This window comes from Pseudomonas sp. ANT_H12B (genome assembly GCF_008369325.1).
GTDB lineage: Bacteria > Pseudomonadota > Gammaproteobacteria > Pseudomonadales > Pseudomonadaceae > Aquipseudomonas.
Genome location: NZ_VOBI01000001.1, coordinates 1 through 13888, shown reverse-complemented (window position 1 = coordinate 13888; position 13888 = coordinate 1). Strand labels below are relative to the sequence as shown.

Genomic DNA, 13888 nt, shown 5'->3' with positions numbered 1-13888 from the left:
TAACCCACGGGCGTTCGGCAACGTGCGCCTGTATGCCTTCAGGTTTCGACAATGACGGATAGTTTAAAAGCCGCATCTCCTTTGGCGTTATCAACTACTCCAAGCACCCAATCCCCACCGGCCTCCTGGAGCGCAGTTGTTGCCATCGGCGTAGGCGCGTTCACGCTGGTGACCGCAGAATGTTTACCCGTGGGGCTGTTGCCGCAAATTGCCCAGAACCTTGCGGTCAGTGAGGGGCAGGCCGGCCTTATGGTCACGGCACCCGGCATCGTGGCCGCCGGTGCGGCGCTGTTAACCATCAGCGTGGGCAAGCGTATTCAACGTCAGCACGCATTATTGGTGTTGCTCAGTCTGTTGGTCATTTCCAATGCACTGGTCGCCTGCGCCAATAGCCTTGGCGTTCTTCTCGTGGCTCGGATGCTTCTCGGCGTCGCGGTGGGCGGTTTCTGGACCATTGGGGTTTCACTGGGCCCCAGACTAAGGCCCGACGCCATTGGCCGGGCAACGTCCGTCATCTTTTCCGGGGTGACAGTGGGCACCGTAGTCGGCGTACCAGCAGGGACATTCCTTGGCGGGCTACTGGGATGGCGATTAGCGTTTGCAGCCTTCGCGGCGCTGGTTGTGCTGGTGGTGGTGTCGTTAGTGGTGCTGCTGCCGCGTATTCCACCTGAAAAATCCCTGGGCTTCGCTCAAGTACCGGTGGTGATGAGGATGAACACCGTTCGGGCAGGGCTCGTGGCGGTTGTGCTCATTTTTATCGGGCAGTTCGCCGCCTACACCTATATCGCACCGTTTCTAACGCAAATTAGCGGTATCGAGTCGGGCCGCCTGAGTGCGTTGCTACTCGCCTATGGCGTGGCGGGAGTTTTCGGCAACCTTTTTTGCGGTTGGTTTGTCGAGCGCAATGTACGCAGAGCGGTGCTGGCCACATCGATATTCTTGGGTGGTGCCATGTTGGCGCTGGTTATCTGTGGCGCGAGTTCAGGGTGGGCGGCAGCAGCGGTCGTCGCCTGGGGCATTGGTTTTGGCATGCTGCCTATCGCCATCCAGAGTTGGATATTCAAGGCCGCGCCCGATCAACTTGAGGTTGTAGCAGCGCTATTCGTTGCTGCCGGGCAGTTGGCGATGGGGCTCGGCGCACTGATCGGCGGTGTAGTGGTTGATCACTTCGGCGTTCAAATGGCTATGGGGGTGGGAGTGGCGGGTACGTTGGGCGCCACATTGTGGATTGTCGCGAGCTTCCCCAGGTAGACCCTTAGGGCAACACGTGTGGGTGGGCAGCGAAATGGTCCACCAGCCAATCGACAAATGCGCGCACGCGAACGCTCAAGTGTCGGTTGGGCATGTACACCACCGACAGCGGGTTGGGCTCGGCCTGCCAATCTTGCAACACCGGCACAAAGGTGCCGGCGTCGATATACCGCTGCGCCATAAACCGTAACGTATGGATCACCCCTAATCCTGCAAGGCCTGCGGCGAGGTAGGCGTTGCTGTCGTTGACGGCCACCACGTAATGGCCTTGCACGGCGACGTGTTCATCGCCCTTGATGAACTCAAGGTTGTTCTGCCTTCTGGAACCCGGGAAAAAGTAACGTACGAGCGCATGGCCATCTTCCAGTTCACCTGGGTGGCTGGGCACACCGTGCTTAGCCAAGTAAGCCGGCGTTGCGCAGGTAACAAACGGCAGGCTTCCCAGGCGTCGCGCAATCAGCGAGGAGTCTTGCAGGACGCCGCCGCGAATCACGCAGTCAATGTTTTCGCTGGCCAGGTCTGCTGTGCGATCACTCGCGCCAATATCAATCTGCACCTGCGGATAGCGGGCGTGAAAGTCAGGCAGCGCCGGTATCACCAGTAGGGTGGCAATGGTGGTGCCCATATCGATTCTGACCTTGCCTTTCGGGGCCGACTGGGTGAGCGCAATTTCCGCCTCCACCTCCAGCCAGCGATCAAGCACCCGACTCATCTGTTCGTAATAGACGCCGCCCTCATTGGTCAGCGTGACCCGCCGCGTGGTGCGGTTAAGCAGCTTTACCCGCAGGTGTGCTTCCAGCGCTTGTACCAGCTTGGTCACGGCATTGGGGTGCAGGTCCATTTGCGTGGCTGCTTTGACGAAGCTGCCGGTTTCGACAATGCGGTTGAACGCTTGTACGGCAAGAAAGTAGTCCACGCGGGCACCGTTTGAGGAATCTGGAGAAGTACGTTTATCACCAAAGCAGTGATAGAGCATACCGATTAGATCAGTTTATCCCCGCTTGGGTGGTGGTTAGTGTGGCGGCACGGTTTGTCATTCGCGACTGGCCCCTCACTACACAGGAAGAAAATCATGAGCAAGTCCTTGGCAGGTAAAGTTGCATTGGTTACCGGTGGCTCACGTGGCATTGGTGCCGCTATAGCCAAACGTTTGGCCGCCGAAGGTGCTGATGTGGCGTTCAGCTACGCCACATCAGCGGAGCATGCCCGTACGGTGGCGCACCACATCGAATCACTGGGTGTGCAGGCGTTGGCCCTAGTTGCCGATCAGGCGGACGCTAATGCCGTCGCTGCGATGGTCAACCAAGTACACGCGCACTTCGGTCGCCTGGACATTCTGGTGAACAGCGCTGGGGTGTTTGTCACCGGCGTAATCGGCGATCCGCAGGCCGATATTGCCGAGCTGGAGCGCCAGCAGGCCATCAATGTGGGTGGCGTTGTCGCGGCTGTTCGTGCGGCGGTGCCGCTGTTGGCTGACGGTGGACGAATTGTTTCCATCGGCACCATGTTTGCCAGCCGTGCGCCTTTCCCAGGTATCGCTGACTACGCTGCGAGCAAGGCGGCGGTCGCTGCTTATAGCCGTGGTTGGGCGCGCGATTTAGGCGGGCGTCATATCACCGTCAATACCGTGCAGCCGGGCCCGATCAACACCCAGATGAACCCAGAAACAAGTGATGTGGCTGCCATGGTTAAACAGATGACGGCATTGGGTCGCTACGGCCAGCCAGAAGAAGTGGCGGGCGCCGTGGCGTTCTTGGTGGGGCCTGACGCTGGATATATCACCGGCGCCACCTTGAATGTAGATGGTGGTCAGAACAGCTAAACGGCTTAAGCCCGTGTGTCCGCCAAAATTCGCGCGGCATCCCGCGCCGGCGGCAAGCCAAAAACACGGGCGTAGTCGCGGCTGAACTGGGTGGGGCTTTCATAGCCCACTTCATAGGCCGCCGTGGTGACGCTCTTGGCGCTGGACACCAACAGCGTGCGGGCCTGGAGCAGCCGAACGCGTTTCTGATACTGCAATGGGCTCAAGTTGGTCACTGCTTTGAAATGGCGGTGGAAGGCCGACACACTCATCGCTGCTTTCTCAGCCAAGTCGTCGACACGAATGGGCTCGGCGAAGTCGCGACGAATCCACTGGATGGCCAGGCTTACTCGGGCCATGGCGGTGTCCGGGGCTGCGATTTCACGCAGCATCCAGCCCAGAGGCCCCTGCAAGACGCGGTAGAGAATTTCCCGCTCATACGCCGGCGCCAGAGCGGTGATGTCTTGCGGACGCTCCATCAGTCGTAACATACGCACCCACGCGTCCATCAGTTCGGGCGTGACAGCGGCTACGGAAAAGCCGTTTTCCTGTGCAACCCGCTCGGCAGGTTTGGGCAGATCCGCCAACAGCGTGGCGAGAATCGTCGGGTCCAACGTCAGGCTCACGGCCAGGTACGGCTCGCCCGTGGCGGCGGGGTGCACCTTGCCCACGGCCGGCAACTCGATGGACATTACAAAGTAGGTCGCCGGGTCGTAGCGCAAGGTGCGGTCGCCAACAGTCATCGACTTATTGCCCTGCAAAATCAGGTTGATCATCGGGTCGTACACAGCGGCCAACAGATGTTCCGGTACCTCGCCTTGCACCATGGCGACACGGGGAATGCCGGTTTCGGTACGCCGGTTCTCGGCATGGGCGGCCAGCGCCCGGAGTTCGTTCAGTTGATTATTCATGCTGAGCATCTGACGCCAGAGCGGGTACGCCGCGCAAGCAAAAAGCAGAAACAGGCAGGTTTCAAGTAGGAATGGCTGCGTGGCTGCGCACGGTGATAGCTACTGTGGCATCTCATCTAATCCACACCGGAGCACACCATGAGCGTCATTCTGATCACCGGGGGCAGCCGTGGCATCGGCGCTAGTACAGCCACCCTCTGCGCCGAACGAGGTATGGGCGTAGTCCTGACCTATAACAACAACCCGAAAGCGGCGCAGGCAGTGGTCGAGCAGATTCAGGCAGGTGGTGGCAAAGCCGTTGCGCTGAAACTGGATGTGGCCGACGTGAGCAGCTTTGGCGCTTTTGCTGAAACAGTTCAGCAGGTCTTGCAGCAGGTATGGGATGTGGCGCACCTCGACGGTGTCGTCAATAACGCCGGCTACGGGCTGTTCAATCCAATCGCAACGGTCAGCGAAGCGCAATTCGATGGGTTGTTTAACGTCCACCTCAAGGGTCCGTTTTTTCTGACCCAGACACTGCTGCCGTTGCTGGCCGATGGCGCCAGCATCGTCAACCTCACTAGCGCCACGACCCGTGTGGCCACGGCGGGCGTTGCGCCGTACGCCGCGTTGAAAGGCGGGCTGGAAGTGCTGACCCGTTACATGGCCAAGGAGTTTGGCGAGCGCCGTATTCGCGCCAACGCCGTCTCGCCAGGGGCCATTCGTACCGAGTTGGGTGGCGGCCTGAACGATGAGTTCGAAGCGTTGCTCGCCAGGCAAACCGCGTTGGGCCGGGTAGGCGAGCCAGAAGATGTGGGCCGTGTGATCGCCACGTTGCTGTCTGCGGAGAGTGCCTGGATCAATGCCCAGACCATTGAGGTTGCGGGCGGTTACATGATCTAGAACCCTCCACACACCCCCTTTAAGCGAGGAAAACACCATGCTCGACCATGTCTTTATTTCTGTCGCAGACCTGGAGCGCTCCATCGCGTTCTACAGCGCCGCGCTGCCACCGCTGGGCATCACCAGCCGTCTTGACTACGACGGCAAGGATGGCCCGCCCGGCCATCCCGACCTCAAGGGGTTTGGGGCTCACGGGCGCGTATTTTTCTGGCTGCGCGAAGGCGTTGTTGAAGGGCGCGCGGCGCATATCGGCTTTGTCGCCAATAGCCGCGCGCAGGTAAATGCCGCCTACGCCGCCGCTATTCAGGCCGGCGGCACAGACAACGGTCCGCCTGGCGCCCGTTTGCACTACGACCCCGAGTACTACGCCGCCGATGTGCTGGACCCGGACGGCTATAGCCTCGAATTCGTCTACAAAAAATGGCAGCACAGCGCATGAAAAAACTATTGATATACGGCGCTGCGGGTTACACCGGCGCCATGGTTGCAGAACAAGCCAAGGCCGCTGGGCTGAACGTTGAAATTGCCGGTCGCGATGCCGCCAAGCTGCGAAAACTGGCCGAGCGCCTCGGCGTGCCCTATCGGGTACTTTCGCTCGATGAGCCGCTGTCTAGGGCCTTGGAAAGAGTGGATGTACTCCTGAACTGCGCGGGACCGTTTGCACTCACCGCGCAACCCTTGATGCACGCCTGCATTGAGGCCGGCGTCAGCTACCTGGACATCACCGCCGAAATCAACGTTTACCGATTGGCTGAGCGGCTCAGCGTGCAGGCTGCCAAAGCGGGGGTGATGTTGCTGCCCGGTGTTGGCTGGGACGTGGTGCCAACCGACTGCCTGGCCATGCACGTAGCGGAGCGTGTGCGTAGCCCTCAATCACTGCGTGTTGCACTTCAGGTGGCGGGGTCCATGTCGAGAGGTTCGGCAATCAGCGCCAGCGAAATCATCGGCGCAGGCTTGATGGCGCGGATCGATGGGCGATTGGTTGCCACCCCCGACGCCCAGCCACAGTTGTTCGACTTTGGTAACGGCCCGGTCCTCTGCGCACCGCTGTCTTTTGGTGACCTGATTACCGCATGGCATTCGACGGCTATCCCCAATATCGCAATGTACGTTCACGTCACCGGTGATGCATTTCCCACAGGTGATCTGGCACAACTCCCTGATGGCCCGAGCGCCGAGCAGCGGCTGGCGCAACCCGCTCACGCGGTCGCTGAAGTGACCGGCGCTGACGGAACCGTGGCGCGCTCGGTGATCGGGACGGTGAACGGTTATTCCTATACGCCTCTGGCCGCAGTAGAGGCAGCGCGCAGGGTATTGGGAGGTGAAGTCAGGCAGGGCTTTGCAACGCCGGCACAGGTGTTTGGCGTCGGCTTTGCTCAAAGCATTCCTGGTACGTGGGTGACTGACCGGTAGATGGGCCGCTGATCATTCTTACGCGAATAGCGCTCAATCCTGCGGGTCTGCTAGTTCATGGCTGATGAACCTGCCTGCGGTCTGCGCCACGTCGATCAGTCGTTTGCGCGACATGCCATTGCACGCGGAGGCTGAAAGCCCGCGCAACGTAACCGTAATGTAATCCGCGAGGGTTTGCGCGTTACCCGGCTGCACGTTGTCCAGGTACGCCCGTATGATCTTAAGGCCGCCGTTAGCCAGGGTTTCAGCCATCGTGCGGGCCACTTCGTCATCGGCACGCAGGCCCTCGGTAATCATGCAGCCACGCAATGTGGTGTCTTTTCCATATTGCTTTGCAGCGGCGACCAACAGCGCGCAAAGCGCCTCGCCGGGCGGGTGCTCCGGCGCGAGGATCTTGTCCAGCGGGAGGGCGTTTTCGCTGGCGTAGAGCTGCATCGCCCGCTCAAACAACTCGGCTTTGCTGCCGTATGCCGCGTAGAAGCTTGGCGGCTTGATATCCATGGCGTCGACCAGGTCGGTAAGGCTCACCGCGTCGAAACCGTGTTCATGGAACATGGCCTGAGCGATGGCGACTCCCGCTTCTCTGTCGAAGGCCGGGCGACGTTGGCGAGTTTTCTCGTTCATGGTGACCTCGTGGATAAGCGTCCAGTGTAGCGATCACTAAATTCAACATCAATTGTCCGATGCGGATCGCTCAATTTATGTAGCGATTACTAAATGTGTTGCGTGGTTGATCGTGCGTATGTAGTGTTCGCTACATAAATTCAATCTTCCAAATCGCCTGTAGAGGACATCGCAATGCAATTTCAAGACAAAGTCGTTCTGGTCACCGGTGGGTCGTCGGGCCTTGGGCTCGCCATTGCCCAGGAGCTGGTGGAGCAGGGGGCTCATGTAGTCATCACCGGTCGCAGGGAGGCGCAGCTCAATGATGCCGTGGCCATCCTGGGTGATCGTGCCACCGCAATCGTGGCGGATGTTTCAATCGCGGCAGATTTGGCGGTGTTGTTCGGCAAGATCAAGTCGCGCCACGGCCGCATTGACGTACTCGTGGCAAACGCCGGTATGGGCGAAGTAGAGCCTTTGGGCAGCATCACCGAAGCGTATTTCGACCGGGTGTTCAACACCAATGTGAAAGGCGTGACCTTCACCGTTCAGGGGGCGCTCGCCCTTATGGGAAAAGGCAGCAGCATCGTCATTATTGGCTCAACGGCCTCTATCGATCCGGGCCCAGGCCTGAGCGTCTATGGCGCGACCAAGGCCGCACTGCGAGCGCTGGTAAGAAGCTGGGTGCTCGACATTCGCGGCAGTGGGGTGCGGATCAATATGGTCAGTCCGGGCCCCGTCGACACCGATTCGTTGCGCAAGATGCTGGCCGAGCAGGCCGATGAAGTCATCAAGGCATTGAGTGAAAAAAGCACCATCGGCCGTATCGGCCAGGCCCACGAAATCGGTAAGGCCGTGGCCTTTCTAGCCAGTGATGCCGCGAGCTACATCAATGGCGTGGAGCTATTCGCCGACGGCGGCGCCTCTCAGGTGTGACCCCATCGCTGTCACCCCGGCTCGCCCTTAATCCCTGGAGAAAAACATGAGTGATACCCCACAACTGCTTGCACGTCTCGCCGCCGAGAGCGCCATCCACCGCCTTCACGCTACCTATATTCATCGTCTGGACAGTGGCGATTTTACCGGTGTGGCAGACGTGCTTCAGCATGCCGTGCTTCATGTTCTTGGCACCGAAGCGTCCACTCGGGAGGGCTTGCTGGCGTTCTTCGAAGCCGGCCTGCAAGTGCATGAAGACGGCACGCCACGCACCTGGCACTCGATCACCAACGTGCTGATTGATGTCGCGCCCTCGGGCGACAAGGCGAGTTCGGCCAGCTATTACACCGTGCATCAACAGCTTGATGGGTTTCCCTTGCAGCCTATCTGCACCGGCAAGTACCTCGACGAATTTGAATTGCACGATGGCGAATGGCGATTCAGTCGTCGCGAGGTGACGTTGCGCTTCGCAGGTGACCTTCAGCACCACGTGCAAGGCGCGCAGCGCCATCTAGTTGCTTAGAGCGCCTGATGGGAAAAGCACGTCCCGCGCCGTTCCTGAATGGTGGGGGGCGGCTTGGCTTCTCGCTCATTTCGCATAAATGCCTGTCTCGCCAAGGCGTTTTTACTCCCGAGGAATTCAAATTTGAATAACAAACGACAGGCGCTGATCACCGGTGCCAACAAAGGCATTGGGCTCGCGATTGCCAAAGGTCTTGCCGAGGCCGGTTTTTTTGTCTGGATCGGCGCACGCGACGTTGCACGTGGCGAGCACGCCGTTGCTGAGCTGCGTAAAGCAGGGCTCGACGCCGGCTTTCTTGAATTGGATGTTGCAGACGACGCCAGCGTGCAAGACGCTGCCACGACTCTGGCTGCGCACATTGAGGCGCTTGATGTGCTGGTCAACAATGCGGGCATTGCAGTCGACATGACGCGGGCGCCCAGCCAGGTGCGCATGCAGGACATGAAGGCTGTTTATGAGGTCAACCTGTTTGGCCCAGTGCGCGTCACCCAAGTGTTTTTGCCGTTGCTCAGGGCCGCCGATCAGGCGCGGATTGTCATGATGGGTAGCGGCGTCGGCTCGCTCACATTGATCACCGACCCCACCTCGCTCTATTCGACCGTCAACCTGCTTGACTACACCTCGTCGAAAGTCGCGCTCAACGCGGTCACCGTCTCCTTCGCCAAGGAGCTGGCGCCGTTGGGCATCAAGGTGAACGCGGTCGAGCCTGGTCATGTAAGGACCGACCTTAATGGCAACTCGGGTGTGCTAACCCCTGAAGAGGGTGCGGCTATCGCGATCAAGATGGCATTGCTCGAATCCGACGGTCCTACTGGTGGCTTCTTTGGAAGCCATGGCCGGCAACCGTGGTAGTTCCTAACTACTTAATTTGATGATCCGCAGGAAACCTAAGCGCAGTGAGGGTAGCGCTGCTTCCAGTCGCGTTGTCAGGAGGACAGAGGCGAGTGCTATTGGCCGACACCGCTCCTTCGCGACCGTCAGCAATTGGCCGATTTCTGCCTGTCGCCACCCTAAGTTATATGGCAGGGGCTGGCGACCAGTTAAACATTGAGAGTTGGATGGAGTGATGGTGTTAAATCCAGTCCGGGATACGACTACCGCCCCTAATGTTTGAGGCCTCAATCGACACGAACCTGTTGGGTGACCCGCGGTAACCGAATGCGGTTCAATGCCAGGCGGGCGAACTAAGTGAGAGTAGCCACTTACATCGACTTGACCGAGACCACTTCCACAAACCTGAATTTTTTTCTGGCTGTCTTAGTAGCTTCTTGCTCTGTAACTAGGGAACTCAGCGTATCGGCCTCATGTACCATCTCGTGCATCTCGCCTTCAAATTCGTTTCCTACACGGAGCGTGACTCTCAACCTAGGTGTAAAGCCTTTTGAGACTGTCTTTTTCTTCGCTGCCTTCACCGGTTGCACGATCACAACATCCGGGACTGTGTCCTGCACGTCTGAGTTGATTGCAGGCGCAGAGGACTCAGAATCACCGAATAGCGCCCGGCGCATCTCATCTTCCATCAATTCTGTATTCATACCATTTCTCAGAAGGGTGTTATCTATAACCTGATCGATTCTATCAGGATGGCCGGACTCTGTAGCAAAACATCGCTGGGGTCAGACCTGAAGTGGTAAAGGGCCATCAGATACCGGCGAGCGTCAGCGTCTGTCCATTTACCGCCTATCATGGCGGGCAACTGTCGGCCCAGAGTGGCGCGTCTGTATCGCTATCGGCTGGGCTGCGAACCGGGTGGTGAGCGGATCGCCAGGGCGGGTGCCGGGTGGTGAGCGGATCGCCAGGGCGGGTGGTCGATACGATGCTGCGACGCCAGCCACTACCAGCCTGCTGGCCAACCGTAGTGGCGACCGCGAAAAAGGTGCGGTCGGCATGCCTCTAGCGACCGAGTCGGTCATCCCTGCGAGCGCGCTAGCGCAGCCGGACAAGGGGTGACCTGGCAGCCTGTCAATGCTTGATCGGGGTAAAAGTGTCGTCGGCAAAATAGCTGGCGTAGTCGCCTAATGCGCCCACTACGGTGATTGCACCGTCGCGCTGTGTGGCCCGAGTGTCTGCCATGGCATCGGCGCCGGCTAGCAGCCGGCTGATGATCAGGTGCAACTGCGCATCGGCTTCGGCGCCCAGCTTGCAGTTCTCGACCATGTAGGCGACCTGGCTTCGGACCTCTTCAGCGAGCTGGTCATACTGCACCGCAGACAGGCGGTTCTCGTGGATCGCGGGCAGGGCCTGGCGCATGCTCTCGTTTACCTTGCCCATCGCCTTGCGTAGCGGCGCATCGGTGTCCCAGCGGGTGCCCTCGTCGAGTTGCAGCGTCGTCGCGCCGTCGGCATGGCCGTGATCGTGATCTGTAGCGGCGAGGCCGATGCCGGCATAGCCCAGCGTGCCGCTGCCGAGGATGAAGGCGAGAGCGAAGGCTTTGGGTTTGCTGATCATCTGGGTGACTCCTGTTGGTTGGAGCAGCGAAGGGCGGCTCTTATCGTCTAACGATGGCTGTCCGGATTTGTTCCATCGATTTCGTCATTGGCGATGCAGCTGCCCCACTAATTCAATAAACCTGGCTGTAATATGCATCAGCGAGGTAGTATTTTCCTGATGCTTTTAACTGTTTGCATAACAGTCAGATTTGCCGCTTCCATGATGCTCACATGTTTAAGCGTATTTTTCAGATCACCTTTAGTATAAGCAATAATGGCCGCCAAACCACTACTATGCACAAGCTTGTGGGGTATTTCCAAACGACGTAACTCAGCATCATGGGAGCTTTTAGAGTTTTTTTGCTCTAAGTACCATTGACCAAATAGGCATTCGGTTTCATCTGGAAGGACTAGGGGTTCTGGGCGAGGGTTGATGAGTCGATCATAGACTGCTACTTTAATAGTGAGCTCTTCCATATTGGCAAGTTCTATTCTTGAAAGAACATGAGATCGATCAATTTCAACCTGCATAGTTTGCGCTTCTTCGAACATACTCGTCATTGCCTGTGCGGTATGGTCAATCACGGTGGTGAATATCTCTGATGCCTTACTTTGTCTGGAAATAGCGTCTTTGGCGATGCTGACTTCTTTTTGGATAGCCGATGTTTCGTTGACTATCTCTTGCGTAGCTTGGGCCGTCCTTTCCGACAGATTACGAACCTCGTTAGCCACGACGGCAAAACCTCGACCCGATTCTCCCGCCCGAGCTGCTTCGATCGCCGCGTTGAGTGCTAAAAGGTTAGTTTGACGTGCGATATCCCTAATCATATCGACGATGCGATCAATTTCGCCAGCACGAACGACCAAATTATTTATCACGCTTTCTAGCGCTTCTACCCCCATTTCCAGGACGTGAGATTGATCCTGCAACTCTTTGATCTGTCCACGATTGCTGATCGCTGAATCAGCTACGTTTTCTGCACGCTGGTAATTGTGTTCGAGTTGTTGGTTAAGCGTGGAGAAAGACTCACTTACATGCGATAGAGAATTACCACATGTCAAAAGGTTCTCAGACAGTCCACGATAGAAGTCTCCCGGGCTGAGGTCTTCCGGGCGCACTTCAGGGAGGGCGGGTTCGATCGCAACGGGCGTTGGAAAAGTTATTGTTGTATCTTCTGAGACTGAATTGGTTTGGTGTATATTTTTTCGCCAAAACGGACGCATTTTAACACCTTTCAAAATTTAAACAGAAGGCCTGCATATTAATAGAATATTTTCTGTAGGTTGTGACTGTTGTAGATACTATCAAAATAATAAAGGATTACATTAGACGCAGGCGAGTTCGAAATAATGACGAGTCCCGCCATGTTAATATTATAGAGCCTGATGTATTGAAACAGCAGAAGTAAAAACTCTTCCCCAGTTATTGCAAGGTGTGGCGATGCTATTTAAATAACATATGTTGTTCGGAAAACGCCATTGTTGTCGTTGGCAGAAACAGAAATGGTTTCTTTAATCCGATGTTAGATCAGGGGTTCCCGGGCAAGACTTATTTTCTTTGCTCGGCTCGCTAATAACGATCATACGAATAAAAATCGTTTTTCTTTTTGATCGAGATCAATAAATTCAGTTTCTTGGGGTGCAACAGTACCCGCACAATTTTATTTCGACCGCCGACTTGAGGGAAAGGCATCATGCAGACGCTCAAGTTGGCCCGCCGCTGGAGGCGTTGAAATATCCCTGGCATTGGGTACTGCGCCCCACGTAAAAGTCACTCATCGAATATCAATGGTCCAGCCACGCGCCATGTAAAAGCTGTCAACCTAGTAGTCATATTGACTATTATGTTGTCATAATGACCAATGCTGCATTACGTCATAACGACTATTCAATTTCATAAGTATTTGATAACGTGCAATAAAGAACATTGGCCCGTTTTGTGTATTGGTTAGCGCATTTAAATGTCAACCTCAAAGGGACAATGTCATGACTCGTTCAATCGCGCTCAGTTTTACCCTGTGTGCACTGCTGTCTCCGCTATGCCAGGCAGACCAGATAATCCGTGAAGCACCCGATACAACCGCTGGCAAGGGTTTTGGCGCCTTGACCGGAATGATGGTTGGCGCGGCAGGCGGGCCGATCGGTGCACTAGTCGGCGCAGCTGGCGGTTTTTTCGCCGGCAGTGCGGTGCAGGCAGGCATTGGCAAGTCTGAAACCGCTTATGAAGTGAAAAACGCGCAAGGCGAAATTAGTACGGTGCGCTCACCCAATGCGAGTTTTGAAGTCGGGCAACAGGTTACGCGTCAAGGTGTGCGACTGGTGGCATCTGAGGAATAAGGAGCAGGAACAGTTTCATGTGATTAATTGAATTCCTTTTTAGACCCGCTTGCGGGTCTTTTTTACGTAGTTTTTTGAAATGGATTATTACCAAATTCGATGATTGACCAGCCTTCTAATAGATTCCCACCACTTTGATGTATTCCCCCACGTCTAGCTCGGTCAACCCTAAGATGATCCCCCTTTGTTGTCGATTGCGTGATTGGCAGTATTCGACCCATATCTCTAATGGTGGACTCTTGTCTAACGGTTAGACTTTTATTGGTGGCTTCCCGTCTTCTTGTTCGATGTAGATTTCCCCATCGGCGTTCATTTTTACCTTGTCGAGAACCCTGTCCAACAAGATATTGATGATCTCTGACTTTTTGGTCAGCTTTTTCCTTTTCAGGGTGAATTCTACCTCCTTCTTTTCCAGCCGCTCCCAGCGATCCTGGTCGATTCTGACGGTGCTCATCGCGCCTCCTGTAAGCCGAAGTTAGTCACGTAAAACATGATTCTTGCTTAACTGTTGCGCGTATACAAGTTGCGTATTGACACGTAACTAATCACTCGCATACGATTGCCTGAATTGTGATTTGTTGCGTGTATACAGATGCTCGATAGAATCCACCTCTTTGTACCGTTTAAGCTTGAGCACATCACCTTGATGGGTGTTGATGGTCGAGTTGATCCTGCGCACCTGGTCGATATCGAGTCGCTAGGAATTCCACTGCAAGCTCAAATCACCGTCGACGAAGAGGGCACCCATCACGCTGATTACTTACGTCACGCTTGGGAATCTTTGGGGACTGGTTTCACCCCA

17 protein-coding genes and 2 pseudogenes are annotated in these 13888 nt (G+C 56.4%); 11 read left to right on the top strand and 8 right to left on the bottom strand.

Features of this window, described 5'->3' with window-relative positions:
- Positions 1-51 precede the first annotated feature (51 nt).
- Positions 52-1251 carry an MFS transporter gene (locus FQ185_RS00090; protein WP_149415653.1) on the top strand — a complete coding sequence of 400 codons (1200 nt, stop codon included), beginning with the start codon at positions 52-54 and terminating at the stop codon, positions 1249-1251.
- A 4-nt stretch (positions 1252-1255) separates the two neighbouring features.
- Here the strand turns inward: FQ185_RS00090 and FQ185_RS00085 are convergent, their stop codons facing one another.
- Complete coding sequence (locus tag FQ185_RS00085; protein ID WP_149415652.1) at positions 1256-2167, bottom strand: LysR family transcriptional regulator; 912 nt, start codon at positions 2165-2167, stop codon at positions 1256-1258.
- 156 nt (positions 2168-2323) lie between these two features.
- On the opposite strand from FQ185_RS00085, the gene FQ185_RS00080 reads away from it, so the two are divergent.
- Positions 2324-3073 carry an SDR family NAD(P)-dependent oxidoreductase gene (locus FQ185_RS00080; RefSeq protein WP_149415651.1) on the top strand — a complete coding sequence of 250 codons (750 nt, stop codon included), beginning with the start codon at positions 2324-2326 and terminating at the stop codon, positions 3071-3073.
- Positions 3074-3078: 5 nt separating this feature from the next.
- On the opposite strand, the gene FQ185_RS00075 is transcribed toward FQ185_RS00080, so the two are convergent.
- Positions 3079-3963, bottom strand: coding sequence for an AraC family transcriptional regulator (locus FQ185_RS00075; protein ID WP_178113476.1), 885 nt, complete (start codon positions 3961-3963; stop codon positions 3079-3081).
- Positions 3964-4101: 138 nt separating this feature from the next.
- On the opposite strand from FQ185_RS00075, the gene FQ185_RS00070 reads away from it, so the two are divergent.
- From FQ185_RS00070 to FQ185_RS00060, 3 genes are read left to right on the top strand one after another with little or no spacing between them, the layout of a single operon-like run.
- The gene (locus FQ185_RS00070; protein ID WP_149415650.1) at positions 4102-4845 is read left to right on the top strand and encodes an SDR family NAD(P)-dependent oxidoreductase; all 744 of its coding nucleotides are present in this window, start codon (positions 4102-4104) and stop codon (positions 4843-4845) included.
- Positions 4846-4882: 37 nt separating this feature from the next.
- Complete coding sequence (locus tag FQ185_RS00065; RefSeq protein WP_149415649.1) at positions 4883-5284, top strand: VOC family protein; 402 nt, start codon at positions 4883-4885, stop codon at positions 5282-5284.
- Positions 5281-6258: a trans-acting enoyl reductase family protein gene (locus FQ185_RS00060; RefSeq protein ID WP_149415648.1), complete on the top strand. Its 978-nt coding sequence runs from the start codon at positions 5281-5283 to the stop codon at positions 6256-6258. The genes FQ185_RS00065 and FQ185_RS00060 overlap by 4 nt, the downstream gene beginning before the upstream one ends.
- Positions 6259-6291: 33 nt before the next feature.
- Here FQ185_RS00060 and FQ185_RS00055 read toward each other — a convergent pair whose 3' ends face one another.
- Positions 6292-6882 carry a TetR/AcrR family transcriptional regulator gene (locus FQ185_RS00055; protein WP_149415647.1) on the bottom strand — a complete coding sequence of 197 codons (591 nt, stop codon included), beginning with the start codon at positions 6880-6882 and terminating at the stop codon, positions 6292-6294.
- A 174-nt stretch (positions 6883-7056) separates the two neighbouring features.
- Here FQ185_RS00055 and FQ185_RS00050 point away from each other — a divergent pair, with 174 nt between their 5' ends.
- The 3 genes from FQ185_RS00050 to FQ185_RS00040 all read left to right on the top strand — a co-directional run bounded on the left by FQ185_RS00050 (position 7057) and on the right by FQ185_RS00040 (position 9172).
- Positions 7057-7797: an SDR family NAD(P)-dependent oxidoreductase gene (locus FQ185_RS00050; RefSeq protein ID WP_149415646.1), complete on the top strand. Its 741-nt coding sequence runs from the start codon at positions 7057-7059 to the stop codon at positions 7795-7797.
- 46 nt (positions 7798-7843) lie between these two features.
- On the top strand, positions 7844-8320 hold the full coding sequence (locus tag FQ185_RS00045; protein ID WP_149415645.1) for a nuclear transport factor 2 family protein: 477 nt from the start codon (positions 7844-7846) through the stop codon (positions 8318-8320).
- A gap of 123 nt (positions 8321-8443) precedes the next feature.
- Positions 8444-9172 (top strand): SDR family oxidoreductase, encoded by a 729-nt coding sequence (locus tag FQ185_RS00040; protein WP_149415644.1) that lies wholly within the window; start codon positions 8444-8446, stop codon positions 9170-9172.
- Between the two features lie 350 nt (positions 9173-9522).
- Here the strand turns inward: FQ185_RS00040 and FQ185_RS00035 are convergent, their stop codons facing one another.
- Positions 9523-9855: a hypothetical protein gene (locus tag FQ185_RS00035; protein WP_149415643.1), complete on the bottom strand. Its 333-nt coding sequence runs from the start codon at positions 9853-9855 to the stop codon at positions 9523-9525.
- A 217-nt stretch (positions 9856-10072) separates the two neighbouring features.
- On the opposite strand from FQ185_RS00035, the gene FQ185_RS00030 reads away from it, so the two are divergent.
- Positions 10073-10270 (top strand): hypothetical protein, encoded by a 198-nt coding sequence (locus FQ185_RS00030; RefSeq protein WP_149415642.1) that lies wholly within the window; start codon positions 10073-10075, stop codon positions 10268-10270.
- Positions 10271-10282: 12 nt separating this feature from the next.
- Here the strand turns inward: FQ185_RS00030 and FQ185_RS00025 are convergent, their stop codons facing one another.
- The 3 genes and pseudogenes from FQ185_RS00025 to FQ185_RS30925 form a co-directional block, all read right to left on the bottom strand.
- Positions 10283-10768, bottom strand: coding sequence for a hypothetical protein (locus FQ185_RS00025; protein ID WP_149415641.1), 486 nt, complete (start codon positions 10766-10768; stop codon positions 10283-10285).
- A gap of 137 nt (positions 10769-10905) precedes the next feature.
- Positions 10906-11226 (bottom strand): CZB domain-containing protein, encoded by a 321-nt coding sequence (locus FQ185_RS30930; RefSeq protein ID WP_371926592.1) that lies wholly within the window; start codon positions 11224-11226, stop codon positions 10906-10908.
- Between the two features lie 96 nt (positions 11227-11322).
- Positions 11323-11598: pseudogene (locus FQ185_RS30925) on the bottom strand (methyl-accepting chemotaxis protein); the annotation flags it as partial.
- A gap of 1137 nt (positions 11599-12735) precedes the next feature.
- Between FQ185_RS30925 and FQ185_RS00015 the strand changes: the two are divergent.
- Positions 12736-13086, top strand: coding sequence for a hypothetical protein (locus FQ185_RS00015; RefSeq protein WP_149415639.1), 351 nt, complete (start codon positions 12736-12738; stop codon positions 13084-13086).
- Positions 13087-13336: 250 nt separating this feature from the next.
- Here the strand turns inward: FQ185_RS00015 and FQ185_RS00010 are convergent, their stop codons facing one another.
- On the bottom strand, positions 13337-13540 hold the full coding sequence (locus FQ185_RS00010) for a hypothetical protein (protein ID WP_149415638.1): 204 nt from the start codon (positions 13538-13540) through the stop codon (positions 13337-13339).
- 138 nt (positions 13541-13678) lie between these two features.
- Between FQ185_RS00010 and FQ185_RS30320 the strand changes: the two are divergent.
- Positions 13679-13888, top strand: a pseudogene (locus FQ185_RS30320) (replication initiation protein); the annotation flags it as partial.